The organism is Massilia sp. NP310, from assembly GCF_019443485.1.
Taxonomy (GTDB): domain Bacteria; phylum Pseudomonadota; class Gammaproteobacteria; order Burkholderiales; family Burkholderiaceae_D; genus Telluria; species Telluria timonae.
Genome location: NZ_CP080379.1, coordinates 1,736,457 through 1,762,068 on the forward strand (window position 1 = coordinate 1,736,457; position 25,612 = coordinate 1,762,068).

The 25,612-nt window shown below is 67.7% G+C and carries 19 protein-coding genes; 7 read left to right on the forward strand and 12 right to left on the reverse strand.

Annotated features, from left to right (window positions below):
- Position 1 precedes the first annotated feature (1 nt).
- On the reverse strand, positions 2–778 hold the full coding sequence (locus tag KY496_RS07560) for an SDR family oxidoreductase (protein WP_005667346.1): 777 nt from the start codon (positions 776–778) through the stop codon (positions 2–4).
- Between the two features lie 205 nt (positions 779–983).
- Here KY496_RS07560 and KY496_RS07565 point away from each other — a divergent pair, with 205 nt between their 5' ends.
- From KY496_RS07565 to KY496_RS07575, 3 genes are all read left to right on the forward strand, one after another.
- A complete protein-coding gene (locus KY496_RS07565) occupies positions 984–2,660 on the forward strand; it encodes an electron transfer flavoprotein-ubiquinone oxidoreductase (protein ID WP_219864380.1) in 1,677 nt (558 codons plus the stop codon).
- 9 nt (positions 2,661–2,669) lie between these two features.
- Complete coding sequence (locus tag KY496_RS07570) at positions 2,670–3,659, forward strand: alpha/beta hydrolase (RefSeq protein WP_219864381.1); 990 nt, start codon at positions 2,670–2,672, stop codon at positions 3,657–3,659.
- Positions 3,660–3,781: 122 nt separating this feature from the next.
- On the forward strand, positions 3,782–4,156 hold the full coding sequence (locus tag KY496_RS07575) for a hypothetical protein (RefSeq protein ID WP_184238749.1): 375 nt from the start codon (positions 3,782–3,784) through the stop codon (positions 4,154–4,156).
- Positions 4,157–4,226: 70 nt separating this feature from the next.
- Here KY496_RS07575 and KY496_RS07580 read toward each other — a convergent pair whose 3' ends face one another.
- Together KY496_RS07580 and KY496_RS07585 are read right to left on the reverse strand one after the other, a co-directional pair.
- The gene (locus KY496_RS07580) at positions 4,227–5,042 is read right to left on the reverse strand and encodes a transporter substrate-binding domain-containing protein (protein WP_219864382.1); all 816 of its coding nucleotides are present in this window, start codon (positions 5,040–5,042) and stop codon (positions 4,227–4,229) included.
- 59 nt (positions 5,043–5,101) lie between these two features.
- Positions 5,102–6,214 (reverse strand): Gfo/Idh/MocA family protein, encoded by a 1,113-nt coding sequence (locus KY496_RS07585; protein ID WP_219864383.1) that lies wholly within the window; start codon positions 6,212–6,214, stop codon positions 5,102–5,104.
- A gap of 154 nt (positions 6,215–6,368) precedes the next feature.
- Between KY496_RS07585 and KY496_RS07590 the strand changes: the two genes are divergently transcribed.
- A complete protein-coding gene (locus tag KY496_RS07590) occupies positions 6,369–7,325 on the forward strand; it encodes an SMP-30/gluconolactonase/LRE family protein (RefSeq protein WP_184238745.1) in 957 nt (318 codons plus the stop codon).
- Positions 7,326–7,329: 4 nt separating this feature from the next.
- Here KY496_RS07590 and KY496_RS07595 read toward each other — a convergent pair whose 3' ends face one another.
- On the reverse strand, positions 7,330–7,731 hold the full coding sequence (locus KY496_RS07595; RefSeq protein ID WP_005667336.1) for a hypothetical protein: 402 nt from the start codon (positions 7,729–7,731) through the stop codon (positions 7,330–7,332).
- A gap of 130 nt (positions 7,732–7,861) precedes the next feature.
- On the opposite strand from KY496_RS07595, the gene KY496_RS07600 reads away from it, so the two are divergent.
- Entirely contained in the window at positions 7,862–8,761 is a 900-nt protein-coding gene (locus KY496_RS07600; RefSeq protein ID WP_219864384.1) for an alpha/beta hydrolase, read from the forward strand.
- Positions 8,762–8,773: 12 nt separating this feature from the next.
- Here KY496_RS07600 and KY496_RS07605 read toward each other — a convergent pair whose 3' ends face one another.
- The 4 genes from KY496_RS07605 to KY496_RS07620 all read right to left on the reverse strand — a co-directional run bounded on the left by KY496_RS07605 (position 8,774) and on the right by KY496_RS07620 (position 10,994).
- On the reverse strand, positions 8,774–9,250 hold the full coding sequence (locus KY496_RS07605) for a metallophosphoesterase family protein (protein WP_219864385.1): 477 nt from the start codon (positions 9,248–9,250) through the stop codon (positions 8,774–8,776).
- Positions 9,251–9,541, reverse strand: a complete 291-nt coding sequence (locus KY496_RS07610) for a DUF378 domain-containing protein (protein ID WP_005667333.1) — start codon at positions 9,539–9,541, stop codon at positions 9,251–9,253.
- A 123-nt stretch (positions 9,542–9,664) separates the two neighbouring features.
- Positions 9,665–10,282 carry a DUF882 domain-containing protein gene (locus KY496_RS07615; RefSeq protein ID WP_005667332.1) on the reverse strand — a complete coding sequence of 206 codons (618 nt, stop codon included), beginning with the start codon at positions 10,280–10,282 and terminating at the stop codon, positions 9,665–9,667.
- Positions 10,283–10,469: 187 nt separating this feature from the next.
- Positions 10,470–10,994, reverse strand: a complete 525-nt coding sequence (locus KY496_RS07620; protein ID WP_071362398.1) for a GNAT family N-acetyltransferase — start codon at positions 10,992–10,994, stop codon at positions 10,470–10,472.
- A 204-nt stretch (positions 10,995–11,198) separates the two neighbouring features.
- Between KY496_RS07620 and KY496_RS07625 the strand changes: the two genes are divergently transcribed.
- Together KY496_RS07625 and KY496_RS07630 are read left to right on the forward strand one after the other, a co-directional pair.
- Positions 11,199–12,218, forward strand: a complete 1,020-nt coding sequence (locus KY496_RS07625) for a sulfate ABC transporter substrate-binding protein (protein WP_184238739.1) — start codon at positions 11,199–11,201, stop codon at positions 12,216–12,218.
- Positions 12,219–12,507: 289 nt separating this feature from the next.
- A complete protein-coding gene (locus KY496_RS07630) occupies positions 12,508–13,458 on the forward strand; it encodes a serine hydrolase (protein ID WP_219864386.1) in 951 nt (316 codons plus the stop codon).
- A 60-nt stretch (positions 13,459–13,518) separates the two neighbouring features.
- On the opposite strand, the gene recD is transcribed toward KY496_RS07630, so the two are convergent.
- From recD to KY496_RS07650, 4 genes are all read right to left on the reverse strand, one after another.
- Positions 13,519–15,441: an exodeoxyribonuclease V subunit alpha gene (recD, locus tag KY496_RS07635; RefSeq protein ID WP_219864387.1), complete on the reverse strand. Its 1,923-nt coding sequence runs from the start codon at positions 15,439–15,441 to the stop codon at positions 13,519–13,521.
- Positions 15,428–19,090: an exodeoxyribonuclease V subunit beta gene (recB, locus tag KY496_RS07640; RefSeq protein WP_219864388.1), complete on the reverse strand. Its 3,663-nt coding sequence runs from the start codon at positions 19,088–19,090 to the stop codon at positions 15,428–15,430. The genes recD and recB overlap by 14 nt, the downstream gene beginning before the upstream one ends.
- Positions 19,087–22,476, reverse strand: coding sequence for an exodeoxyribonuclease V subunit gamma (gene recC / locus KY496_RS07645; protein ID WP_219864389.1), 3,390 nt, complete (start codon positions 22,474–22,476; stop codon positions 19,087–19,089). Before recC ends, recB begins: the two co-directional genes overlap by 4 nt.
- Positions 22,477–22,553: 77 nt before the next feature.
- On the reverse strand, positions 22,554–25,610 hold the full coding sequence (locus tag KY496_RS07650) for a CHASE domain-containing protein (protein WP_229520461.1): 3,057 nt from the start codon (positions 25,608–25,610) through the stop codon (positions 22,554–22,556).
- Positions 25,611–25,612 lie beyond the last annotated feature (2 nt).

A 25,612-nucleotide genomic window follows, 5' to 3' on the forward strand; every position in this document is an offset into this window, starting at 1 on the left:
ATTATTGCGCCGTCATCCCGTCATCGGCCGTGATGATGGCGCCATTGATGAAATGGGCTTCTTCCGCCGCCAGCAGCAGCAGCAGCCCGTCGAGGTCTTCCGGCTTTCCCGGCCGCTTGCGCGGCAACATCTCGATCAGCTTGCGGCCCGGCTCGGTGTCGAAATAATCCTCGTTCGAATCGGTGGCGATGTAGCCGGGACAGATCGCGTTCACGTTGATCCCGTATTTTCCCCACTCCACCGCCATCGCCTTGGTCATCTGCACCACGCCGGCCTTGCTCATGCAATACACGCCGATGCGCGGCAACACCCGCAGGCCCGCGACCGAGGCGATGTTGACGATGCGGTGCTGCTTGCGCGGGTCGCCCTTGGCGCGCGCGATCATGCGCTTGGCCGTCTGCTGGGCCATGAAGAAGGCCCCGCGCAGATTGGTGTCCATGATATAGCCATAGTCGTCTTCGCCGACATCGAGCAGACGCTGGGTCGACGAGACGCCGGAGTTGTTGACCAGGATATCGATCGGGCCGGCCTCGGTCTCGGCGTGCGCGATCGCCGCCTTGATGCTGCCCAGGTCGGTCACGTCGAGGCGCACCACGTGCGCCGCCCCGCCGTCGGCCTCGATCTCGGCGCGCAATTCCTTCAGGCGCTCGACCCGGCGCGAGGCCAGGACGACCTGGGCCCCGGCCCCGGCCAGCGCCTTCGCGAAGCGCGCGCCGAGTCCGCTCGACGCGCCGGTGACCAATGCAATCTTTCCTTCGAAATTGACTTCAATTCCCACGTCCCGCTCCCCAATGCTGTCGTGCCGGCCAAGAACCCTTCTGTCAGGTTCTGATTGCGAAAGCATAATGATCCCACAAATGTCCAGTATTAGATTGCCTCATCTAATATTGCCTTTACAATGGCGCCCAAGTTGCATTCGACAACAAAAACCCGCACACTCGTGCTATTTTCAAGATTGCCTCACTGAGAGCACACCAACAACCATGACAGAGACAACCAACCTCCTCGAACAATACGGACCGCGCGAAGCCATGGAATACGACGTCGTGATCGTCGGCGGCGGCCCCGCCGGCCTGGCGGCGGCGATCCGGCTCAAGCAGCTGGCTGCAGAAAAAGGCCAGGAAGTATCGGTCTGCGTCTTGGAAAAAGGCGGCGAGCTGGGCGCCCACATCCTGTCGGGCGCGGTGATGGATCCGCGTGCGCTGAACGAACTGATTCCTGACTGGAAGGAAAAAGGCGCGCCGCTGAATACGCCGGTCACGGAAGACCGTGTCATGTTCCTGACCGAAACCAAGTCGTTCTCGACGCCCGTGTTCGCCATTCCGCCGGCGCTGAAAAACCACGGCAACTACATCGTCTCGCTCGCCAACGTCGTGCGCTGGCTGGGCCAGCAGGCCGAGAGCCTGGGCGTGGAAATCTTCCCCGGCTTCCCGGCGGCCGAGGTCCTGTACAACGAGGATGGCTCGGTCAAGGGCGTGGCCACCGGCAATATGGGCGTCAACCGCGAGGGCGAGCCGGGCGGAGACTTCCAGCTCGGCATGGAACTGCACGCCAAATACACCTTCTTCGCCGAGGGTTCGCGCGGCCACCTCGGCCGCCAGCTGATGGCGAAGTATGACCTGAACAAGGGCAAGGACCCGCAAACCTATGGCATCGGCATCAAGGAGCTGTGGGAAATCGACCCGGCCAAGCACCAGCCGGGCCTGGTGATCCACACGGCCGGCTGGCCGCTGCCGAACGACACCTATGGCGGCTCTTTCCTGTACCACCTGGAAAACAACCTGGTCGCGGTCGGCTATGTGGTGGGGCTGGGTTACCAGAACCCCTACCTGTCGCCGTACGAGGAATTCCAGCGCTATAAAACCCACCCGGACATCCGCGGCTTCTTCGAAGGCGGCAAGCGCATCTCGTATGGCGCGCGCGCCATCACCGCCGGGGGTCTGCAATCGTTGCCGAAGACCGTGTTCCCGGGCGGTGCGCTCATCGGCTGCGACGCCGGCTTCCTGAACACCAGCCGCATCAAGGGCAGCCACGCCGCGCTCAAGACCGGCATGCTGGCGGCCGAAGCCGCCTTCGCGGCGCTGGGCGAAGGCCGCTCGAGCGACGAGCTGAGCGCCTTCCCGGCCGCCTTCGAACAATCGTGGCTGCACGAAGAGCTGCACATCGCGCGCAACTTCAAGCCATGGATGAGCAAGGGCCTGGTCCTGGGCACGATCATGACCGGCATCGACCAGATCGTGTTCCGCGGCAAGGCGCCATGGACCCTGCACCACCGGCACGCCGACCACGAATGCCTGAAGCCGGCTTCGCACTACAAGCCGATCGCCTATCCGAAGCCGGATGGCAAGCTGACCTTCGACAAGCTGTCGTCGGTGTTCATCTCGAACACCAACCACCGCGAGGACGAGCCGATCCACCTGACGCTCAAGAATCCGAGCGTGCCGGTCGACGTCAACCTGGCCAGGTATGCCGGCCCGGAACAGCGTTACTGTCCGGCCGGGGTGTACGAGTTCGTCAAGCGCGAGGATGGCGGCGACCGCCTGCAGATCAATGCCCAGAACTGCGTGCACTGCAAGACCTGCGACATCAAGGATCCGACCCAGAACATCGTCTGGGTCACGCCCGAGGGTGGCGGCGGCCCCAACTATCCAAACATGTAAGGAGCGCCCATGGCGACCATCACGCTGCACCACCGATTGCATGCCGTGAAGGTCGCCTGCCTGCTGGCCGCGGCTTTCACTTGCGCGTCCAGCCTGGCCCAGGACGGCGCTGCGCCGGACTCCGCTGCGCAAGGTCCATTCCACACCGCCGTCCTGCTCAGCCACGAGATGGCGGTCGAGCCGAACATCACCTACCTGCGCGCGAGCGGTCAGGAACTCAAGCTCGATGTCTATCGTCCCTGGCGCGACAGCACTGCCCACCTGCCGGTGGTGCTGAACTTCCATGGCGGCGGCTGGGTGGCGGGCAACCGCGAGAGCCGCGCGCTGGCCGCCCTGCCCTATCTGCAGATGGGCTTTGCCGTCGTCAACGTCCAGTACCGCCTGGCCAATGTGGCGCTGGCCCCGGCCGCCGTCGAAGACACGCTGTGCGCGCTGCAATGGGTAGGCCGCAATGCCGAGCGTTACCGCTTCGACCTGGAGCGGGTGATCACCACCGGCGACTCGGCCGGCGGCCACCTGGCGCTGGCGACGGCCATGATCCCCGCCGACTCGCCCTTCGCCAATCAGTGCGCCTTCACCGAAGGGAGCTGGAGCGGGCCATACAAGAACGCCGCGCCGAAGGTCAAGGCCGTCGTCAACTGGTACGGCATCACCGACGTGGCCGACATGCTGCAAGGCCCCAACATCCGCTCGTATGCGGTGGGCTGGTTCGGCAGCCTGCCGGGGCGCGCCGCGCTGGCCAGGGAATTGTCGCCGCTGAGCCATGTGCGCCGCGGCGGCCCGGCCGTGTTCACGATCCACGGCAATGCCGACAAGCTGGTGCCATATGCCCATGGCGTGCGCCTGAAAAGCGCGCTCGACAAGGCGGGCGTAAGCAATGTGCTGCATACGGTCGAGGGCGGCGGCCATGGTGGCTTCAGCCTCGAGCAGCAGGTGGCCATCTTCGGCGAGATCCAGGCCTTCCTGCGCCGGCAGGAAATCATCCCGGCGGCGCATTGACTCCCCTGCTCACTGCTGACTTTGTCTGACAAATCCTACGAAGCCTCCATCAATCCTCTGATTGGCGGAGACGTCCATCGGCGTAGCATGGGTCTTCCAGACACCAGTGCCAGGAGTCGTATATGGGTGAAAACAAAGGACATAGCGATAAAGCGCCGAGCTACCCAGAGCTGGACGAGATGGGATCGGCGGCCAGCCGCGCCGGCCAGAGTGCCGGTAATCGACAGAGTGCCGGGAACCAGCAAGATGCCGGCCTGCAGCAAGACAGCACTATCCAGCAACAAGGCAGTCAGCAGCAAGCCGGCGGCAACCAGCAAAGCGCCGGTGGACAACGGCAGAGCCAGCAGAAAGGCGGCCAGCATGCCTCGGGCGGAACCCCGGCACTGGACGACCTGAACGCCGACCTCGACAGTCGTCACCGTGGGTCGCTGGGCAACGCGTCCCGGCAAATGGACCAGACGAGCGGCTGGGACGGCAAGCAGGACAAGAACCGTTGACGTGGCATCGACCACGCATGGCGCGGCCCGCGACGCGGGCCGCGCCTGTTATCGTGTACGTCGGTCGCCACTAGCGCGTGGCGCTGCTGGCGTCGACGCCGAACCACTTGACGGACAGCCGGCGCAGCGTGCCGTCGGCGCGCGCTTCATTCAGTATCTTGTCGACCGCCGCCTTGAATCGCGGATTGCCCTTGCGCATGGCGACGCCGATGCGCGCATCCTTGCCGACCCGTGGCCCGGCCTTGATCGGCAGCGCCGAATTCTTCAACAGGTAGCTCACCATCAGGCTGTCGTCGAGCGAGGCATCGATGCGGCCGAAGGCGAGGTCTTGCAGGTTCTCAGGCACGGCCGGGTAACTCCTGACCTCGATCCCGTTCACTTCCTTCGCCTGCTGCTCGAACACGCTGCCCTGGCGCACGCCCAGCTTGCGGCCCTTGAGGTCATCCAGCCTGCGGTAGGTGGCGCGTTCGTTCTTGCGCACGATCAGCTGGAAGCTCGAATAGGTGTAGGGCACCGAGAAGTCGAAGGCCTGCTCGCGCTCGGGGGTGATGATCACCTGGCTGATGGCGGCGTCGACCTTGCCAGACGCCACAGCCGGCAGGATGGCGCTCCATTCGGTGAACACGAACTGTGGCCTGAGTTTCAGCCCGGTGGCGACCAGGCGCGCGACCTCGACGTCGTAGCCGGTCAGGTGGCCGCTTTTCGGATCCTTGAAATTAAAGGGCGGATACGTGCCCTCGACGGCGATGCGCAGGACGCCGCGGGCCCTGGCCTGGCTCATCAGGTCGGCGCCATGCGCAGCCGGCAGCAGGATGGCGGCCAATGCCGCCGTCACTGCGCCAATCACGCACCGGCGCCGCCGCTCCTTTGATACTACCTCGTACATCGACATTTACCCTGCACTACGGTCAATGGCACTTTATAACCGATAAACAGCACCGGTGGCTAGCCGCTTAGGCCGATTCGCTTCTGTTCGCGCGCTGAACGGTAAACGGCCTCGATGATGCGGATGTCGCGCAAGCCCTCTTCTCCCGGCACGATGGTCTCGCGGTTTTCCTTCACGCATTGCGCCATATGGTCGAGCTGGCCGACCCACTGGTTGGCATACGGTCCCGGTGGCGGCGTGACCAGTGTCTTGTCGCTGCGCTCGCCGCCGACCCACATGCGCTGGCCGCTATAGGCGGTGGCGGGCTCCAGCTCGATCCGTCCCTTGTCGCCCATCAGCACAAACTGGTTGCGGTTGGCGCTGTACATCGACATGCACGAACCGATGACGCCGGACGGGAATTCGAGCTGGAAGTCGATCATGTCTTCGACCTCCCGGAAGCGCGGGTCGCTGCGGTCGGTGGTTTCCTTGGCGAACACGGCAACCGGCTCCTCGCCCGTCATGTAGCGCGCCGCCTGCAAAGCATAGATGCCGATGTCCATCAGCGAACCGCCGCCCGATTGCGCCTTCTTCATGCGCCAGGTGTTCGGGTCACGCGCGACGAAACCGTGTTCGGAGCGGAAGTAACGCAGCTTGCCGATGGCCCCGCTGCGCGCCTGGCGGATCGCCTCGACGTTGTGCGGCTCGAAGCGCGATCGATAGCCCAGCATCAGCTTCTTGCCGGCCTTGCGGCAGGCGGCGATCATCTGCTCGCATTCGGCCACGCTGACCGCCATCGGCTTTTCGCACATCACGTGCTTGCCGGCCTGGGCGGCGCGGATCGTGTACTCGGCATGCATGAAGACGGGCAGGCAGATGTAGACGATGTCGATATCGGGATTGTCGCGGATGCTGTCGTAGTTCTGGTAATCGTAGATGCCGCGTTCGGGCACGCCATACTCCGCAGCCACCTTCTTCGCCTTGGCCGGATCGCCGCTGACCAGCGCCACCAGGCGGCTGTGCCGGCACTCCTTGAACTGGGGGACGATGCGGCCCAGTCCATAACCGCCCAGGCCGACGATCGCATAGCCCAGCTTGCGTTCGGGATTGGCCCAGGCCGGCATGCCCACCGCGCCGGCCGCCAGCACACCCCCCGCGGCCATGACCAGGCCGCGCCGATTCAGGTCGATCATTCAGGTCTCCTTGCAGAATGTTTCGTTCGAATGCCGTGCCGATCCGGCGACGCGGCGGGTTACCATCGCTTCCTTAGTAAGGATACAATTGATTCGATTGAAATGGTAGCGTTAACACAGCGCACCAACCAGCATGCACAAGGAGACCATATTGATGAACCGATCCCATCCATTCCGCTACACCCACCTCGTGCGCGCCCTGCTCGCGGCCAGCGTAGCGCTCGCCGTGCCGGCAGCTGCCGCGGCGACCAGCTGCAGCGGCAAGCCGCCGTCGGGCGAACTGAAGGCCGAACGGATCGCCGCGATCAAGCCGTCGCGCAGCGAGCCGGGCCTGTACGAGGGACCGGTATGGATCAGGGATGCGCTGTACTTCTCGGACTTCGGCTTCAGCGAGGGTTTTCCTTCGCGCGTGCGCAAGTTCTCGCCCGACGGCACCGTGAGCACGGCGCTCGAGGATGCCGGCAGCAACGGCCTGGCGGTCGACGCCGGCGGCGCGCTGGTCGCCGCCACCCACAAGCACAAGGCCATGTCGCGCTATGACATCGCAACCGGCCAACGTGCGGACGTGGCCACGCGCTACGGGGGACAAGTCTTCAATTCGCCGAACGACATCGCGATCGCGGCCGACGGCACGATCTACTTCACCGACCCGGATTACCAGAAGGCCGCGGCGCCCGGCGGCCAGCCGGTGACCGGCATCTACCGCATCGCGCCCGATGGCGCCGTGACGCTGGTCGACGGCACGCGCAAGAATCCGAACGGGATCGCGCTCTCGCTGAACGGCGACACGTTGTACGTGAACGCGAGCGACGGCGCGGTGCGCGCCTACCCGATCCGGGACGGCGTGCCGCAAAAAGGCCACGATGTCATCCGTGGCATCGAGAATGGCGACGGCATGACGCTCGACTGCCACGGCAACCTGTACGTGACGGAGCATGGAGCGAAGCGCGTGCGCGTGTTCACCCCGCAGGGCCGCGAACTGGCGACGATCCGGACCGACGCCAACGTCACCAACGTGGCCTTCGGCGGCGCCGACGGCAAGACCCTGTACATCACCGGCGCCGGCGCCGTGTGGCAGCTGCGGCTGGGAGTGACCGGCCTGCCCTACTGAGTTTTTACCAGACGCGGCGGCCGGCAGACCCGAAATTGTGGCCCGTCACCAGCGTCGTGCTCTGCACCAGCATCGACAGGCCGAGGATCAGCTGCACCAGCCGGTCGTCCGGCAGCAGCCAATAGTGGCCGCGCGGCTGCTCGGCGCCGGTGGCGGCCATGATCAGCGGCGCGATCCACGCGGCGTCATCGTCGACGTCGAGCACGATCGCGTCTTCGGTCGTCTGCATGTGCACCGTGCCGCCTTCGGCCAGATTAAAACAGATGCCGACGCCGGTCTCTTGCGGCCGGATCAGCTCCTGCATCGCGGCATTGTGTTCGTCGATCCAGAGTTCGACGTCCTGCGGCGTCTCGAGGGGCGTCCAGGGGCGGGGTTTGAAACGGGGTTGGTCGGACGGGAGGGTCATCTGCTGCGCGGTTGAAGAAACGGCCCCTATCTTAAGGGATTTCGGGCGCCCGCGCCCGGCCCTGGGAGTGCTTTCCTGCCGAATCTAGCTGTGTAACAATGCTTGCACGACAATAAATAAGGTTCCAAAGGTGAAAGCACTCCTTGCCGCGCTCGTCCTGTCGCTGTCCACGCCGGCGACGGCCGCCCCTGCCGCCCCGCCACCCTACGTCCTGGCCAATACCGAGGTCCGCGACATCCGCGCCAGCACCCTGGGACGCGACTACCAGGTCTATGTGGCCCTGCCGGACTCCTACGCCACGAGCAAGCGCGCCTACCCGGTCGTGTTCGTGGTCGACGCCGACTACGCCTTTCCGGTGGTGCGCAATATCGCCTCGCGCCTGAGCCGGCATGCGGGCATGGAAGAAGCCATCGTCGTCGGCCTGTCGTATGCGAAAGGCGACGCCGCCGTCTTCAGCCGCCGCCGCGACTATACGCCGGCCACCCCGCGCAAGCACGCCTACCGCTCGGACATGCCGGGACGCGCGCCTGCCTTCGGCGAAGCGTCGGCCTACGGCCGCTACCTGAGCGGCGAAGTGTTCCCCTTCATCGCCCGGCATTACCGCGCCGACATGAACCGCAAGATTTTTGTCGGCCACTCTTACGGCAGCCTGCTCGGCCTGCAGATGATGTTCGACGCGCCGCGCAGCTTCGAACACTATATCCTCGGCAGCCCCTCGCTGTGGTTCGACGCCGGCATCATGTTCGAACGCGAGCAAGCCTATGCCGCCCGCAACAAGGATTTGCCGGCCAGCGTGTTGTTCGGCATCGGCAGCCTGGAGACCCTGGCCCCCGGCAAGAAGCGCTCGCGTGCGGAAGAAGATGCGGACATGGTGGCCGACCTGCGCGAATTCGACGCGACGCTCAAGGGCCGCGGCTACCAGCACCTGCGTACCCGCCTGAAAGTGTTCGCCGACGAAGACCATGCCAGCGTGTTGCCGATGGTCGTCACCCACGGCTTGCGGGCTTACCTGGCTACGCAGAAGAAATGAGGCTGCGCTGGCTTACGGCACGTCGAGCGTAACCAGCCGCACCTCAACCTGCCCATCTTCGACCAGCAGCTCGCCGACCGAGACCGGCAAGGTGAAACGCCGCCGTCCGGCGGCGCCGGGATTCACGTAGAGCACGCCGCCGCGCTCCTCGCAGGCGGGCTTGTGTGAATGCCCCGCCACGACCACGCGAACGCCCTGCGCGGCCGGATCGATGGCGAGTTCCTTGAGGTCGTGCAGCATGTGAATGGTGACGCCGCCCAGGATGACGGTGGCAGTCTCGGGCAAGGCTTGCGCCCAGTCGCCGTAGTCGTTATTGCCGCGCACCGCGGTCAAGGGCGCCAGCCCGGCGAGCTGGCCGAGGATGGCCGCGCCGACGATGTCGCCGGCATGCAGGATGTGGTCGCTGCCGCGCAGGAAATCGAGCGCCTGCGGCCGCAGCAGCCCGTGCGTGTCGGAAATCAAGCCGATGCGCACGGGCCCGGTCGGCATTCAGTGCCGCTTGCTGCTGGCCATCTTGGCCGTGGTATAGATCGAGTACAGCGCGGCCAGGCCCACCACCACATAGACGATGCGGGTCAGCGCGGTGTCGGGACCGAACAGCGTGGCGACCATGTCGACGTCGAACAGGCCGACCATGGCCCAGTTGAGGCCACCGATGATCAGGAGCGCCATCGCGATATAGTCGACGGCGGACATGGCCGAACGCTCGCGCGCGTGGACGTTGACGCGGCGGTCGGGGATGGACCGGCGGTCCATGGTTGGTGCATTGATTGTTGCCATCACAGCCTCCTTGGAAAGACGTGGGACAGCCGGGGCGTCCTGCCCCGGCACTTGACAACCATACTATCCCAAGTTACCGGACACCTTCGCACGCATCGGCGGTGTCACGAACCAAGCTGCGGATCACCCCTTCCAGGTACGCTCGAGACCGGTATCCGCGTGGATCCAGCCGCCGCGCGGGCCGGAGCGGTAGTAGTAGCCGACCCCGCCGCCGCGGAAGCTCTTGATCAGGCCGCCGAGCACTTCTTCGTTCAGGCCGGCGATGCGGATGTCGGCCGCCTTGCCCACCATGTGCAGCGACTGGCGCGCGGCCGGGATGCCCGCTTCGCGCAACCGCTTGTTCGATTCCGGCGAGCGGTAGCCGGACAGGATCTCGAGCGGCTGCAGCAAGCCGTAGCGGGCGATGAAGGCCTGGGTGCTCCACAGCATCTCGAGCAGCTTGGGATCGATCTTCGCGGTGGCCTTGCCGTTCACGTCGCGCAGCAGGTGGCACAGCTGCTCGTAGGCGGAATCGATGACTTCGCCATCCTTCCAGTACAGCACGCTGGCGCGTTCGCCGCTGGCCGGACGGGTCACGGACAGGGTGCGCGGCTTGACCCAGAAATCCAGGTCCAGCGCTTGCGAATCGAACAGGTCGGGAGGCGGTTGGAGGTCGGTGGCGACGGCGGCCAGCGGCGCGCCGAGTGCGCCCAGCGCGGCCAGGCGGGCACTATGGTGAAGGAAATCTCTGCGTGAAGCCATGGGGCGGATCCGTTACTCGACAATTGCGATAGCGCGTACTATAGCGTATCCGACAAGCATGCAGAAGAGTGCACGAAGCGTGCAGATGTTATCGATTTGTTGCGTGGGGTGGACGGCCCGTGATTCGGTCCACTGGACCGAATCCTCCACGCGTTCGCATCACGCAGCAGGTGTGGTGGCCGTGGTCTTATTCGCCACAATTGCAGAAGCGCTTGCGCGCCGCCGGATCGCAGGCGCCGTCCAGGCGCTTCCAGAGCAGGTCGCATTCGAGGCCGAAGCAGGCTTTTTCTTTCCCGGCATTCATATAGCCGTGGCGCTCGAAGAACAGGCTCGCGCCCGCCGGGCTGTGCAGGTGCAGCTTGCTGATGTTCCAGGCGCGCGCCTGCTGTTCCACCGCTTCCAGCAGCGCCCGGCCGACGCCGCAGCGCAAGGCGTCCGGCAGCACGTAGCACAGCGCCACCTTGCCGGCCTGCGTCAACAGGGTCAGGCCGACCAGTTCGCCTTCGCTCTCGGCGACCACCGCATAATTGGTGGGCGAGGAAAACCAGGTGACGACGTTGGCCGGCGTCTTGTTGCCGAGCCAGGCGCCGAGCACGCCCGGCTGGTCCTGGTGGTCGGCGCGGCAGCCCTCTTCGATCGAACGGCGCAGCAGATTGCAGGCAGCCGTTGCATCGTCAGGGACAGCCCTGCGGATTTCAATACGCGTGGACATCAATCATCTACTTGGAAACGGACATGAACGAACGATGACGGGGCATCGCACGACCTCGACTATACACCTAAAGTGAGAGACCCTGCTGGCGGCGCGGTCAAACGCGTTCGCCGTATAAAGATATGACGAAACTATCGTTCCGTTCGCTGCGTGGATTAGGGAACATGCACTCTGTCACTATCACTTTCAAAGCGAGAAACAACCATGCGCAACACCACCCCGAACCCGCTGCGCCGCTCCCTCATGGCCCTGGTCCTGTCCGCCGGCGCTGCGCTGCCGCTGTATGCCAGCGCCGCGAACGCCGAACTGCTGAACGTGTCCTATGACGTGGCCCGCGAGCTGTACAAGGAAGTCAATCCGGCCTTCATCGCCTCGTACAAGCAGCAGACCGGCCAGACCGTCACCATCAAGCAATCGCACGGCGGCTCGAGCAAGCAGGCGCGCGCCGTGGCCGATGGCCTGGCGGCGTCTGTGGTGACCATGAACCAGGCCAACGACATCGACATGCTGGCCGACCGTGGCCTGGTGGCAAAAGACTGGGCCAAGAAGTTCCCGAACAATGCAGCGCCGTATTACTCGACCATGGTGTTCCTGGTGCGCAAGGGCAATCCGAAGCAGGTGCGCGACTGGCAAGACCTGGCGCGTCCGGGCGTGGGCGTCGTCATCCCGAACCCCAAGACCGCCGGCAACGGCCGCTATACCTACCTGGCGGCCTGGGGCTCGGTGATCAAGAAAGGCGGCAACGAAGCGCAGGCGCGCGACCTGGTCGCGAGGATCTTCAAGAACGTACCGATCCTCGACGGCGGCGGCCGCGCCGCGACCACCACCTTCACCCAGCGCCAGATCGGCGACGTGCTGGTGACCTTCGAGAACGAAGTGAGCATGGTGCGCCAGGAATTCGGCAATGATTTCGAAGTCGTCTACCCGAGCACGTCGATCCTGGCCGAGTCGCCGGTGGCCGTGGTCGACAAGGTGGTCGACCGTCTCAAGATCCGCCAGCCGGCCACCGCCTACCTGAACTTCCTGTACTCGCCGGCGGGCCAGGAAATCGGCGCCAAGCACTTCATGCGCGTGCGCTCGGAAGCGGTCATGAAGAAGTACGCGGCCAACTACAAGCCGATCAGCCTGTTCACCGTGGACGAGGTGTTCGGCGGCTGGAGCGCGGCCCAGAAACGCCACTTCAACGATGGCGGCGAATTCGACAAGATCTATCAGGCGAAGTAAACGCCGCTTGATTCCAGACAGCCCTGCCGCGCGCAGGGCTGTTTTGCTTAATATGCACGCAAATTAGTCACTCGACATTTCTATGTGACATGAGTTGTTAATCTCGCGAATCGCCAGCGTCACATTTCCGACAAAAAATGGCTTCCCATAGGGGAATTTGCTCGTGCGCCATAGACATGCAGCTGGGATGGATGATATTGTCCTTACTCTAGTTGCTCTAGAGATAGATGTTGATCTGCGCCGCCCGGCGCCCCGACGTTCAACCTCAACCCCAGATTCCAGACAAAGAATGATCAAGAAACTGTTCGCAACGGTCCTGATGACCTTTTCGGCTGCGGCATTCGCCGTGCCGTTCGGTTCGCAATCGGTGCTCGTGGTGGAAGACGACACCGGCAAGATCCTGCTCGAGAAAAATGCCGATACCGTGATGCCGATCGCGTCGCTCACCAAGCTGATGACGGCGATGGTGGTGCTCGATGCCAAGCTCGACATGGACGAGACGATCGAGATCGACAGCGCGGACGTCGACCGCCTCAAGTACAGCAGCTCGCGCGTGGCTGTCGGCGCCAAACTGACGCGCCGCGATGCGCTCCACCTTGCCCTGATGTCTTCGGACAATCGCGCCGCCGCCGCCCTGGCCCGCACCTTCCCTGGTGGCAATGACGCCTTCAAGACGGCCGTGCGCAACAAGACCCGGCAACTGGGCATGGCCCATACCGTGATCGAAGAGCCCACCGGACTGTCTCCGCACAACCGCTCCACTGCCGGCGACCTGGTCAAGATGGCCAAGGCCTCGACCCGGTATCCCGAGATCGTGCGCATGACAACCGAGACCACGGATGTCTTCGACATCAAGGGCCGCGACGTGAATTTCCGTAACACCAATCGCCTGGTCGGCGCCAAGGGTTGGGACGTCGGCCTGTCCAAGACCGGCTTCACCAACGAGGCCGGCCGCTGCCTGATCATGAACATCACCGCCGCCGGCAAGAAGGCGACCCTGGTGCTGCTGAACGCCGGCGCCTCGTCGGCGCGCATCATGGACGCGCTGAACATCCGCCGCTTCATCACCGGCGACGAGCCGGTGAGCCGGGTGGCGCGCGCAGCTAGCAGCCCGCGCATCAAGGCCAGCGCCGGCAGTTCCAAGGCCAAGGCCCGCGCCAAGTCGAAAGCCTCGAAGGCCAAGGTGACCAAGAAACGCGTCAAGGCCAAGGTCAAGACGACACGCAAGCGCCGCGACTGAGATCATCGATGCAATGACAAAAGGGGCCGCGAGGCCCCTTCGTCATTGCGCGTTCCCTGATTACGCCACCAGCTCGCGCAGCCCGCTGGTGCGGTGGGTGCGGCTGGCGATCGCCTCGCGCAGCACCTCGCCGCTCGGGGTCACCAGCGTGAATTCGCGGCTGGCGCGCGTGATGCCGGTGTACACCAGCTCACGCGTCAGGATGGCATTGCCCTCGCGCGGCAGCGCCAGCACCGTGTGGCGAAATTCCGAACCCTGCGATTTATGCACCGTCATCGCGAACGCCGTCTCCACGTTGCGCAGGCGCGTGGCCAGCACGCTGCGCACCTTGTCGCCCTCCAGGAAATACACCCGCTGCGCGCCCGGACGCGCCGGATCAGGCAGGGTCACGCCGATGTCGCCGTTGAACACGCCGGTCGAGTAGTCGTTGCGGGTCACCATCACCGGCCGCCCCACATACCATTCGGCGCCGCGGCGCAGCAGGCCGCCCGCCTCCAGGCGCTTTTCGATCGCCTCGTTCAGGCCCGACACGCCCCACTCGCCGTCGCGCACCGCGCACAGGATGCGGAAGGTCTCGAAGCTCTGCAGCACCTGGCGCACCCAGTCCTCGTCGCTCGCCGCGCCGCCCTTGAGCAGTGCGAGATAAGGCGCGTAACCGGCATGGGCCAGTTGCAGCAACTGGGATGGTTGCGCGTGCTCGATCCAGCGCACGCCATCGAGGCTGGCGCGCAGGACTTCCTCGGCGCGCGCCCTGTCGCCGGCATTGACCGCCAGCGCCAGCTGGCCGATCGGACCGCCGAAGCGGCGGCTGTGGCGCAGCATCACGGTCTGCTGGGCCAGCGCCCCGCCCTCGCCCGCATATTCCGCCGGAATCGCCTCGCCGCTCGCCGCCCGCACATAGGCGATGGTGTCGGCGTCGTAGTTGCCGCTCTGCGCATCGTGGCACAGGTCGCCCAGCACGGCGCCCGCCTCCACCGAGGCCAGCTGGTCCTTGTCGCCCAGCAGGATCAGCGTGGCGCCCGGCGGCAGCGCGTCGAGCAGGCTGGCCATCATCTCCAGGTGCACCATCGAGGCTTCGTCGACGATCAGCACGTCGACGTCGAGCGGATTGCCGCGGTGGTGGGCGAAGGCGCGGGTGTCGGGCCGCGCCCCGAGCAGGCTGTGCAGGGTGCGCGCGGCGCCCATGCGCGCGGTCAGCTCGCGCAGAGGCAGCTCGGCGCCGACGCGGTCGGCCAGCTCGCCCAGCGCCTTGTCGATCGACTGCTTCAGGCGCGCGGCCGCCTTGCCGGTGGGCGCGGCCAGGGCCACGCGCTGGCGTGCGGCGTCCGGCGCGGTCGCGAACAGGAGCGCCAGCAGGCGCGCCACCGTATAGGTCTTGCCGGTGCCGGGGCCGCCCGTGATGATCGCGACCGCACCGCGCAGGGCCACGGCGCAGGCCAGCTTTTGCCAGTCGGGCTGGCCGGCGCCCGGCGCCGCCACGAACAATTTGTCGAGCCAGGCGCGCACCAGGCGCGCGTCCACCGGGTGGGTCGCCTCGGCGCGTTCGCGCACGGCGCGCGCCACCTGGGTCTCGTCGCGCCAATAGCGGCGCAGGTACAGGCGCTCGCCGTCCAGCACCAGCGGCTGGTCGTAGTCGAACTCCTCGCGCACCCACACCTGCTCGCAGCCGGCCAGCAGCTTCCTCCAGCCCGCCACGCCGCGCGGCAGCGGCGCCGCGGCGGCCGCCAGCTGCGCCCATTGCTCCTCGCTCCAGCCCAGCAGGGCCGCCGGGCTGGCGGCCAGGTCGGACAGCTGGACGCAGCTGTGGCCATGGCCCTCCAGCTCGGACAGGATCGCCGCCGCCAGCACCAGCGGCGGCGGGGCGGCGCCCAGCTCGGCGATGAAGCGCGCGAAGGCGCTCGACAGGCGGCGCAGCTCGCCGGCCTCGGTCAGATTGCCGATCTCATGCCACAGGGCGTCGATATGCGGTTCAGTCTTGCCCATGCTTTTCCTTGTCCAGCAATCGTTCCAGTTCGTCCAGCAGTTCCAGGTCGGGCGCCAGCACGCAGCAGCCGCGCGTGTCCGGGTTGGCGATCCCGCGCAGGAACATGAAGATCGCGCCGCCCAGCTGGACTTCGGGCTCGTAGGCTTCGCCCAGGCGCGCGCGCAGCAGGCGGTGCAGCGCCAGCAGGTAGATGCTGCCCTGGATCTCGTAGCGGTGCTCGGCCATGCCGGCCTCCATCGCCGCCTGGCTGTAGGCGGCGTCGTTCGGCCCCAGCGCATTGGTCTTGTAGTCGAGCACCCAGTAACGCCCCTCGTGCTCGAACACCAGGTCGGCGAAGCCCTTGAGCATGCCGTGCAGGTCGCGCTCGGGCAGCACCGGCCGTTCGATGCCGTTCAACAGGTGCGCGCGGCACAGCGCGTCCAGCGCGGGCAGCGCCAGGCGCTCGCTGGGGAACCAGAATTCCATCTCGGGCAGCACGCCCTGCAGCGCGCGCAGCGCGGCGCCCAGCGGCGGCAGCGGCGTATCGACGATCGCGCGCAGCCATGTCAGCGCGTCCTCGAGCCGGTTGCTCCAGCCGGCGCGCTCGATGCGCTGCACCAGCCGCGTCTCGCAATGCGGCTGGTCGAGGCAGTCGAAACCCTCGCGCGCCAGCCATTCGAGCTGCTCGTGCATGAAGTTGCCCGGCACCGAGCCGCGCGGGAAGCGGTGCCAGGCCACGTCGTCGATGCGCGGCGGCAGCGGCGCCTGCGGCGCTTCCTCGAGCAGGGTCTGTTCCTGGGCCCGCATCGGCGTCGGCGGCGGCGCCACCGCATGCCGGGTCAGCGAGGTGAACGAGCCGATCGACCAGTCCTTCTCGAAGTCGGCGCGGTACACCGGCGCGTCCAGCAGCGCGGGACGCGCATCCTGCCGTGCCAGCATGGTGACGCCGTCCTCGCGCTCCAGTTCGCGCAAGGCGATGCCTCCCCCCGCGCCGGCCACCGCCTCGAAGCGAGCGCGCAAACCGTCGGCCGGGATCGGCGCGCCGCCGGCCAGCAGATAGCCGAGCGCCGATTCGTGCAGCCGGTTCTCGCCCTTGCGCGTGCCGGCCACCGCCGCCGCGCCCAGCCACAGGAAGTGGCGCGCCCGGGTCAGGGCCACGTACAGCAGGCGCAGGTCTTCCTCGATGCGGGCGCGGTCGACCGCCTCCAGCGCTTCGTCGGACAGCGCCAGGTCGAGGCGGCGGCTTCCCGCATCGTCCACGTATTCGAAGAAGGCGCGGTTGCGGCGGTTGGTCGCGCGCGCGGTCACCGCGAACGGCAGGTAGACCAGCGGATACTCGAGGCCCTTCGACTTGTGCACCGTCACCACCTTGACCAGCTCGGCGTCGCTTTCCAGGCGCAGCACGCGTTCGTCGCCGCCGGCGCCCAGGCCCTCGATCTGCTCGGCGAACCAGCGGATCAGGGCCTGCTCGCCCTCGAGCTGGGCGCTGGCCTCTTGCAGCAGTTCGGCCAGGTGCAGCATATTGGTCAGGCGCCGTTCGCCGCCCGGCTCGCCCAGCAGGCGCGCCGGCAGCCCCAGTTCGTGGATGAAGGTGCGCAGCATGGCCAGCACGCCGCGGCGCTGCCAGGCGCCGTGCAGGGCTTTCAGTTGCTCGACCCGCCGTTCCCACGCCAGCTCGTCGCTCGACAGCCGCGCCAGTTCGCCCATCGGCAGGCCCGCGGTGCGGGTGGCGAAGGCGGCGCGCGCGAGAGCGCCGTCCAGCGGATTGGCGACCGCGTACAGCCAGCGCAGCACGTCGGCCGCCTCCTCGCTCTCGACCACCGAATCCTTGTCGGACAGGTAGACGCTGGCCACCTTGCGCCGCACCAGCGCCTGGCGCACGGCGGCAGCCTCGCGCCGGTCGCGCACCAGGATCGCGATATCGGCCGGCATCAGGCGCCGGAAACCGCCGTCTTGCTCATCCTGGAAGCCGACCCGCTCGTCGTTCAGCAGGCGCACGATGTGCTCGGCGCAGTGGTGGGCGAAGAAGCTGCGGTAGTCCTCGGCCTTGAGGTCGTCGCAGGTGGTGCAGACCGACAGGGCCGCGATCTCGCCGTCGCCGTCGACGCCGACCAGGCGCTCCCTGTGGCCGCGCGCCTTGACCGCCTCGAACGGCAGGGGATTGTCGTCGCCGCGCCGGAAGCGGAACGCCGCTTGCGCATGGCCGGCGCGGCCATCGCCACCTTCGGCGTGCAGGAACAGCGCATTGACCGCCCCCACCAGCGCCGCCGTCGAGCGGTAATTGGTGTCGAGCTGGTAGTGGCGTCCGGTGGTGGCGCGCCGCGCCGACAGGTAGCTGTGGATGTCGGCGCCGCGGAAGCCATAGATCGACTGCTTGGGGTCGCCGATCAGGAACAGCCCTTGCTGCGGATCGTTGGCGCCTACCCGGTACAGCAGGTCGAAGATGCGGTACTGGTCGGGCGAGGTGTCCTGGAATTCGTCGACCATGGCCACCGGATACTGCTGCACGATGCGTTCGCGCAGCGCCGCGCCGTTCTCGCCTTCGAGCGCCAGCTTGAGGCGTTCGAGCATGTCGGCAAAGCCGAACTGGCGGTTGCGGCGCTTGAGTTCCTGCATGCGCGCGCCGATATGGCCGGCGGCGTGGCGCAGCAGCGCATGGGCGATCGGGTCGATCGCGCCCAAGGCTTCCTGCAGCGCGGCGGTGCCGTAGAAGCAGGCCGGGACCTCGGCGCTGAAGTCCTTGCTGAAGGCGTCCACGATGCCGTCCGGCGTCAGGCGTTTCCAGGCGGTGTCGCTCAGGTCCGGCATGTGCCGCGCCGGGTCCGTGGCCCAGGCGCGCAGCGCCTCGAACCACTTGACCAGCGAATCGGCGCGCATCTTGTTGCCGTTGAAGCATTTGGGCGCGCGTTCGCGGTGGCCGGCGATCCAGCGCTCCATCGCGTCGGCGCGCTCGACCCAGCCGTGCTTGAGGCGCGCCAGCTCCTCGCGCTGGGCCTGGGCCAGGCGCGCCACCTGCTTGCCCAGCGGCTCGCGCGCCACTTCGCCCAGCAGCGGCCCGCGCTGCACCAGTTCGCGCACGCTGCCCTTGAGCGCCTCGACGTCGCTCCAGGTATCCAGCACGATGGCCAGGTTCTGCGCGCCGAGCGGATAGACGTGCTGGCGCCAGTAATCGTGGGCGGCGTCCTCGAACAGCATGCGCTCGTCGCTCACCAGTTCTTCGTCGAACAGGCTGCCGCTGTCGAAGGCGTGCTCGCGCAGCATGCGCTGGCACCAGGCGTCGATGGTGAAGATCGCCGCCTCGTCCATCGTCTCGGCGGCCAGCATCAGGCGGTGGGCGGCGATGCTGCGTTCGCTGCCCGGCGCATAGGCTTCGGCCAGTTCGTCCAGGTAGGCATCCTGCTCGTGCGCTTCGCCGCGAAAGTAAGCCGCCGCCTGCACCAGCCGCTCGCGCACGCGGTTGGCCAGTTCGCGCGTGGCGGCGCGGGTGAAGGTCATCACCAGGATTTCGGACGGCAGCAAGGGGCGCACGAAGGCATCGTCGCCACCGTGGCCCAGCACCAGGCGCACATAGAGGGCGGCGATGGTCCAGGTCTTGCCGGTGCCGGCCGACGCCTCGATCAGGCGCGAGCCGTGCAGCGGGAACCGGATCGCTTCGAGTTTGCTGCTCATGCGGACAACTCCTTGACCGTGACGGCGCCATCCATCCAGCGCGCCAGCGGTCCATACAATTGTTCGGCCAGCTCGGGCCAACCGCCGCAGGCGTGTCGCGACTCGCACAGCGCCTCGAAGCTGGGCCACAGGCGCGCCAGGCACAGGTCGTCGACTTCGCCACGGAGCTCGAAGCCGCCGTCATAGGTGGCGCGCGGGTCGCCCTCGGCCAGCTGCGCCAGCGCGGTGCGGCAGGCCACCGGCAGCGGCGCGTCCAGGTTGGCGCGCCACAGCCGCACCAGGTCGCGCAAGACCCGCAGCGACTCATCCTGGGCCAGCGGCGCCATCTCGAGCACGGCGTCGCGCGCGACCAGGTAGCCGGCCACCGGATGGCCGGCCGCGCTACTCCCCAGTTGACGCAGCCACGGAGCGATCAGCTTGTCGCCGCGCGGACGGCCGTTGCGGTCAAGAACCTTCGAGGACAGCTGCATCAGCCAGGCGGTCTCGACGCCGTCGCTCCTGAGACGGTCGATCCAGTCGTCGAGCACGATGCCGTCCAGATCCAGGCTGAGCGCCTGCTTGGGAGCTGCTTCCGGGAAGCGCGCGCCCAGGCGCAGCCACTCGGTGCGCACCGGCGCCAGGCTTTCGACCAGCTGCTCCTGCCACAGGCGGCCCATCAGGCCGATCGGCAGCACGCCCTCGCGCGCCAGCCGCCCGGCGCGCGTGGCAAGCGTGGCGCGCACCTCGTGCAGCTTCTCGGGCTCGCCGCTGTCGTCCAGCAGGTGGTCCTCGATCTGGTAGCGTTCGAGCGCGTCGAGCGCGAACGGTTCCTCGTCTTCTCCCACCTGGGCGGCGTCGGCAAACACCACGCCCAGCCGGCGGCGGAAGAAGAAGCGCGCCGGCTGGCGCAGGAAGCTGGCCAGTTCGCCCAGCTTGAGCACGAAGTCGGCCTCCAGCTCGAAAGGCGGCAAGGCGTCGCCCCCTTCCAGCTGCTCGGCGCCGTGGGCCAGGCGCCATTCGCCGGCATAGGTCAACAGGCCGCCCTGCTGGAAATAGACGCGGCTGAAAGGCTGCAGCGCGTGCTCGGTCGTCAGGCCATGCAAGTCGAGGCTCCAGCCGTCGGCGAGATAGTCGCGCAGCTGCGACACCAGCACCGACGGCGGCTGCTCGCTGTTGTCGCGCACATTGCGGCCCACCCAGCTGACGTAGAACTTGTCGCGCGCCGCCAGCAGGGCCTCTAACATCAGGTAACGGTCGTCGTCGCGGCGCGAACGGTCGCCCGGACGCGCCATGCCGGGCAGCGCCAGCAGGTCGAAGTCGGACTGGCGCGCGCGGCGCGGGAAGTCGCCGTCGTTCATGCCCAGCAGGCACACCACGCGAAACGGCACCGCGCGCATCGGCATCAGGGTGCAGAAGGTCACGCCGCCCGAGACGAACTGGTGGTTCAGGGTCGGCTGGTCGAGTTCGTTCATCCAGGCTTCGCGCAGCACGCCCAGCGGCACCGGTTCGTCGAAGCCGGCCGCAGCGCAGGTCTCGAGCCAGCATTGCAGGCCTTCGTTCAGGCTTTGCAGGGTGAGGCGGTCGGCTTCGTCGCTGGCGGCATAGAAGCAGGACAGCATCTCGCGCGCCGCCTCGCCCCACGCGGCCGGCGTGCGCGGCGTGTCGAGCTGGGCGCGCCAATTCAGCAGGCAGTCGACCAGTTGCGCCAGCGCGCCGGCCAGCGCAGCATCCAGCCCGCCGACCTCGGCATAGGGCTCGATGTCGGCGAAGCTGGCGCCGGCGCCGCTGGCGTAGCCCAGCAGCATGCGCCGCACGCCGAAGATCCAGGCATTCTGTTCGCCCGCCATGCCCAGGCCCAGACCGGCGCGGTGCTCGTGGTCGAGGCCCCAGCGCACGCCGGCGCCTTCGATCCAGCGGCCCAGGATGGCCAGGTCGTCGTCGCCCAGGCCGAAACGGCGCGCCACGGCCGGCACGTCCAGCAGGTCGCGCACCTCGCTCTGGCGGCAGCGCTGCTGCGGCAGGCGCAGCAGCCATTCGAGCGACACCAGCAGCGGGTTGACGCTGCGGTCGCGCACGTCGCCGATCTCGAACGGGATACGGCGCAAGTCCTTCTGGCGATGCTGGTCGAACACGGCGTGGATCGCCGGCGAGAAGGCGTCGATGTCGGGCACCATCACCACCACGTCGCGCGGACGCAGGCTCGGGTCTTGCGCGAACCACGACAGCAGCTGGTCGTGCAGGACCTCGACCTCGCGCTGCACGCTGTGGGTGACGTGGAATTCGATCGAGCGGTCATCCGGCATCGGGGGCACGCGCGGATGCTCGGACAGCGGCAGCAGGTCGCGCACCGCGGCCTGGACCTGCCCCAGCAAGGTCGCGCCGTCGTCGTCGGCGAACAGGTCGACCTTCAGCGGCGCAGTCTCTTCGTCGCTCCGGTCCTGGGTGTCGAATTCGTCCAGCATGCGCACGAAGTCGCGCCCCTGGCGCCCCCAGCTCGCCAGCAGCGGATGGCTGTGCGCATGCAGCTCCTCGATCGGGATCGCGCCCAGGTCGACGCCGCCCCGCTGCGGCTGGCGGCGGCGCGCGGCCCTGAGCAGGTCGCGGCCGTCGATGATGTCGCCCCAATAGAAGCGGCACGGGTTCGGCACCGCGAACAGCACTTGCGTGTGGCGCGACAGCGCCGCGATCGCCTGCAGGGTCTGGTACGGCAGGGTCGACATCCCGAACAGCACCACGCGGCGCGGCAGGCGGCTGGCAGGCGCCTGGCCGGACTCGATCGCGGCCAGGAATTGGCGGTGGATGGTCGCGCGTCCGCTGTGGCGCTGCGATTCGTCCAGGCTGGCGTGCACGGCGCGCCACAGGCAGGCTTGCCAGCGTTGCTCGGGCGCCAGTGGCAGCGGGTCGCCCACCGCGCGGCGCAGCTGGTCGCGGCCCTCGGCCCAATCGGCCAGCCAGTCGGCGCGGTAGACCTGGTACTGGTCGTACAGGTCGGCCACGCGCTCGGCCAGTTGCAGGCGGCGCTCGGCGTCGCCGTCGGCCAGGAAGCGCGCCAGCGGCTCATAGCCGTCCTCTTGCAACAGCGTGGGCAACAGGCGCATCAGGCGCCAGGTGAGCGGATCCTTGTCGAACGGCGCCCGGGTCGGCACCCGCTCGCGGCCCAGCATGCCGCGATAGGCTTCCCACATGAAGCGCGCCGGCAGCGCCACCCGGGTGGCGGCGCACACGCCGATCTCCTCGGCCAGCGCGATCTTGAGCCATTCGGCCACGCCATTCGACTGCACCAGGAATATCTCTTCTTCGAGGGGGCCGAGCGGATGGTTGCGCAGCCAGTCGAACACGGCGCTGCGCAGCAGCTCCATCTGGTTGCCATGAAGGATCAGGAGGCCGGGGGTGATCGGGGAAGGCATGCGTGAAGCTCGAACGGTCGGGTCCACAGCATACCGTGTTTGGTCCGCTCGCGGTAGGCCCGCGGGCGCTTGCGCGCTCAGCGCACCTCGCCGTCCCGGCTGCCGAACTGGGTCGAGACTTCGCGTTCGATCCGGATCAATAGTGCGCGCAGGCGCGCCGCCAGCGCCCTGGCCTGGGCGGTGCCGGCCGCGCCCATGCGCGGCGCCCGCTTCGGTTGCGCCTCCAGGTCTTCGCAGATGGCGCCGAAGCTGGCGGCGCCGATCGCGCGCGCCGCCGACTTGAGCTGGTGCGCCAGGCTTGCGGTATGGGTCAGGTCGCCCCCGGCCAGGGCGGTCTCGATCCCGGCCAGGTTCTCGCGCGCGGTATCGAGGAACAGGAACACATATTTACGCATCCGTTCGGTGTCGCCGCCGGCCGTGTTGGCCAGGCTGGCCAGGTCGAGCACTTCTCCCTGCCCGCCCGGCCCCGCGCCGCTGACGGATCCTGGCGCCCTCGCGATCGCGACGTCGGCCACCGGCGCCGTGGCGCGGCCCAGGCAGCGCGCGATGGTGGCGGCCAGCAGTTCCGGCACCACCGGCTTGGCCAGGAATTCGTTCATGCCGGCGGCCAGGCAGCGCGCGCGGTCGTCGACGCCGGCATTGGCCGTCATCGCCACCACCAGGGTGTCACGCAAGGCGGGATCGCGGCGGATGCGGCGGGTCGCTTCCAGCCCGTCCATCACCGGCATCTGTACGTCCATCAGCACGCAATCGAAGCGTTTGACCGCCATCGCCGCCAGCGCCTCCTCGCCGTTGTTCGCCACCTCGACCGCGGCGCCGGACTGTTCCAGCAACTCGCGCGCGACCTGCTGGTTGAAGGGATTGTCCTCCACCAGCAGCACCGCGCAGTCGTCCAGGCGCGCCTGGGCCGCGGCCGGCGCGGCGCCCAGGCCGGCTCCGAGCATGGTCCCCGCTCGCCCGCCGGCGGCATCGTCCAGGGCCAGGCGCGCCGTGAACCAGAAGGTGCTGCCCTCGCCCAGGATGCTGGACACCCCGACCTCGCCGCCCATCAGCTCGGCCAGCTGGCGGCTGATGGCCAGGCCCAGGCCGGTGCCGCCATGGCGCCGGGTGGCCGACTGGTCGGCCTGCTGGAACGGCGTGAACAGGTGGGGCAGCGCGGCGGCGTCGATGCCGATGCCGCGGTCTTCGACCTCGAAGCGCACCAGCACTTCAGGGCCGAAGGCGCGCGCCAGGCGCGCGCGCAGCGTGATCCGGCCGCGCTCGGAGAATTTGACGGCATTGCCGGCGAAATTGAGCAGCACCTGTTCCAGCCGCAGCGAGTCGCCGCACAGGGGCCGCATCAGGACCGGATCGATCTCGATGTCGAAGCCCACGCCCTTGGCCACGGCCGCGGTGCCCAGCTGGGCCTCGACGTTGCGCAGCAGGGCGTCGAGCATGAAGCACACGCGCGACAGTTCCAGCATGCCGGCCTCGATCTTGGAGAAATCGAGGATGTCGTTGATGATGCCCAGCAGGTGCTGGCCCGAGTGGTAGATCTTTTCGAGGTAGTCGCGCTGGCGCGCGTCGGGCGCGGCCTGCAGCGCCAGGTGGGTCATGCCGATGATGCTGTTCATCGGGGTGCGGATCTCGTGGCTCATGTTCGACAGGAAGTCGCTCTTGGCCTTGCTGGCGGCGTCGGCGCGCGCCTTCAGGCGGTGCAGCTCGGTGACGTCGGTCGCCACGCACAGCACCGCCGGCTCCTCGTCGACCTGCATCGGCACCCGCACCGTCCACAGCTGGCGCGCCGCGCCGCCCGGCGCCGACTGCGCCACCTGGGCGCTGCTGCTGCGGCCGTCGTGCAGCACCGCGCGATCCAGCTCCCAGGCGGCGTCGGCCAGGGCGCGGTCCATGGCCTCGACATCGCGCCGGCCGATCAGCTCCGCCGCCGGCCGCCCGAGGCGCGAGGCGCCCTTGGCATTGAGGTAGCGGATGCGGCGCAGCGCGTCCTTCAGGTAGACCTCGGCGTCCAGGTTGTCGAGCACCGTGTCGAGCAGCAGGCGCTGCTCGTCGGCGGCGCGGCGCGAGCGGTACTGGGCCAGGAACAGTCCGTATACCAGCAGGGTCGCGGCGAAGCCGAAGGCCAGCGCCGCCACCGGCATCCAGAGATCGGCGCCATGGAGCATGGCGCGCTTGGGCGTGGCGAAATGCGCCGTCCACCGGCTGCCGGCGAAATCCACGTCCAGCACGGTCGTGAAGTAGTCGCCCGGGTCGAACGGCGTGCGCCGCACGTCGGGCCCGTGCAGCAGCAACTCGCCCCCTCCGGCATCGCGATTCGCGCCATACACGCTGACCGACGGCGGCGCCCCGGCCGATGCGGCGAGCGCATTGTCGACCAGCGCCGGCACCGAAAAGGCGATGCCGAACGAACCCAGATAGGCCGCGCGCCGCCCTTCGAGGCTCGGCGGGGTCACGCCGCCGCGATAGACCGGCATGCGCATGCCGAGGGCATAGTGCGGCGTGGGGTCGCGCAGGAACACCGGCTGCCCCGAGGCGCTGATGCCGCCGTTGTCGCGCGCCTGCTCCAGGGCGCGGGCGACGGCCGGCCTGCCGGCCATGTCGAAGCCGAGCCGGCGGCTGGGCTGGTCGACCGGATACTGGTAGGCGATCACCTCGTACCAGGGACGGCGCCCGGCGGGAAAAATCGCGAAGTCCGGGTAGCCGCGGGCGTCGACGCTGCGATCGGCGCGCACCGCGGCGACGAAGCGCTCGCGCTGGGCTTCGGGCACGTGGGCGGCATACGTCACCCCTTCGATGGCCGGATAGTTGCGCGCGATGTCGAGCGCGGCGACATAACGGTGGAACGACGCCCGGTCGGGCACGGCGTTGCCGTCGCCCGCCGCATGCAGGGCCGCCAGCGAACGCACCGCGCGGCCATACGAGGCGAGCGACGCGTCGATCCGTTCGCGCGCCGCCTGCGCCGCGTTTCCGAAGCGGCCGCGCGCCTCTTCCTCGATCGAGGCGTCGGCGACCGCATGCAGCAGCAGGCCGACCGCCAGCGCCAGCGCGACGCCGCCGCCCCACAGCACCAACGGCCGGCCCAGGCGCACGCAAGCCGCTTCGATGGCGTCGATTCCTGGCATGGTCAAGCGCTTCATGC

What these genes read in the sequence shown, in the direction of transcription:
- KY496_RS07590 (WP_184238745.1), top strand. Translation starts at nt 6,369, where the DNA reads ATGAACCGATCCCATCCATTCCGCTACACCCACCTCGTGCGCGCCCTG.
- recB (WP_219864388.1), bottom strand. Translation starts at nt 19,090, where the DNA reads ATGAGCAGCAAACTCGAAGCGATCCGGTTCCCGCTGCACGGCTCGCGC.
- KY496_RS07620 (WP_071362398.1), bottom strand. Translation starts at nt 10,994, where the DNA reads ATGTCCACGCGTATTGAAATCCGCAGGGCTGTCCCTGACGATGCAACG.
- KY496_RS07570 (WP_219864381.1), top strand. Translation starts at nt 2,670, where the DNA reads ATGGCGACCATCACGCTGCACCACCGATTGCATGCCGTGAAGGTCGCC.
- KY496_RS07605 (WP_219864385.1), bottom strand. Translation starts at nt 9,250, where the DNA reads ATGCCGACCGGGCCCGTGCGCATCGGCTTGATTTCCGACACGCACGGG.
- KY496_RS07565 (WP_219864380.1), top strand. Translation starts at nt 984, where the DNA reads ATGACAGAGACAACCAACCTCCTCGAACAATACGGACCGCGCGAAGCC.
- KY496_RS07625 (WP_184238739.1), top strand. Translation starts at nt 11,199, where the DNA reads ATGCGCAACACCACCCCGAACCCGCTGCGCCGCTCCCTCATGGCCCTG.
- KY496_RS07580 (WP_219864382.1), bottom strand. Translation starts at nt 5,042, where the DNA reads ATGTACGAGGTAGTATCAAAGGAGCGGCGGCGCCGGTGCGTGATTGGC.
- KY496_RS07610 (WP_005667333.1), bottom strand. Translation starts at nt 9,541, where the DNA reads ATGGCAACAATCAATGCACCAACCATGGACCGCCGGTCCATCCCCGAC.
- KY496_RS07615 (WP_005667332.1), bottom strand. Translation starts at nt 10,282, where the DNA reads ATGGCTTCACGCAGAGATTTCCTTCACCATAGTGCCCGCCTGGCCGCG.
- KY496_RS07650 (WP_229520461.1), bottom strand. Translation starts at nt 25,610, where the DNA reads ATGAAGCGCTTGACCATGCCAGGAATCGACGCCATCGAAGCGGCTTGC.
- KY496_RS07595 (WP_005667336.1), bottom strand. Translation starts at nt 7,731, where the DNA reads ATGACCCTCCCGTCCGACCAACCCCGTTTCAAACCCCGCCCCTGGACG.
- KY496_RS07585 (WP_219864383.1), bottom strand. Translation starts at nt 6,214, where the DNA reads ATGATCGACCTGAATCGGCGCGGCCTGGTCATGGCCGCGGGGGGTGTG.
- recD (WP_219864387.1), bottom strand. Translation starts at nt 15,441, where the DNA reads ATGGGCAAGACTGAACCGCATATCGACGCCCTGTGGCATGAGATCGGC.
- KY496_RS07630 (WP_219864386.1), top strand. Translation starts at nt 12,508, where the DNA reads ATGATCAAGAAACTGTTCGCAACGGTCCTGATGACCTTTTCGGCTGCG.
- KY496_RS07575 (WP_184238749.1), top strand. Translation starts at nt 3,782, where the DNA reads ATGGGTGAAAACAAAGGACATAGCGATAAAGCGCCGAGCTACCCAGAG.
- recC (WP_219864389.1), bottom strand. Translation starts at nt 22,476, where the DNA reads ATGCCTTCCCCGATCACCCCCGGCCTCCTGATCCTTCATGGCAACCAG.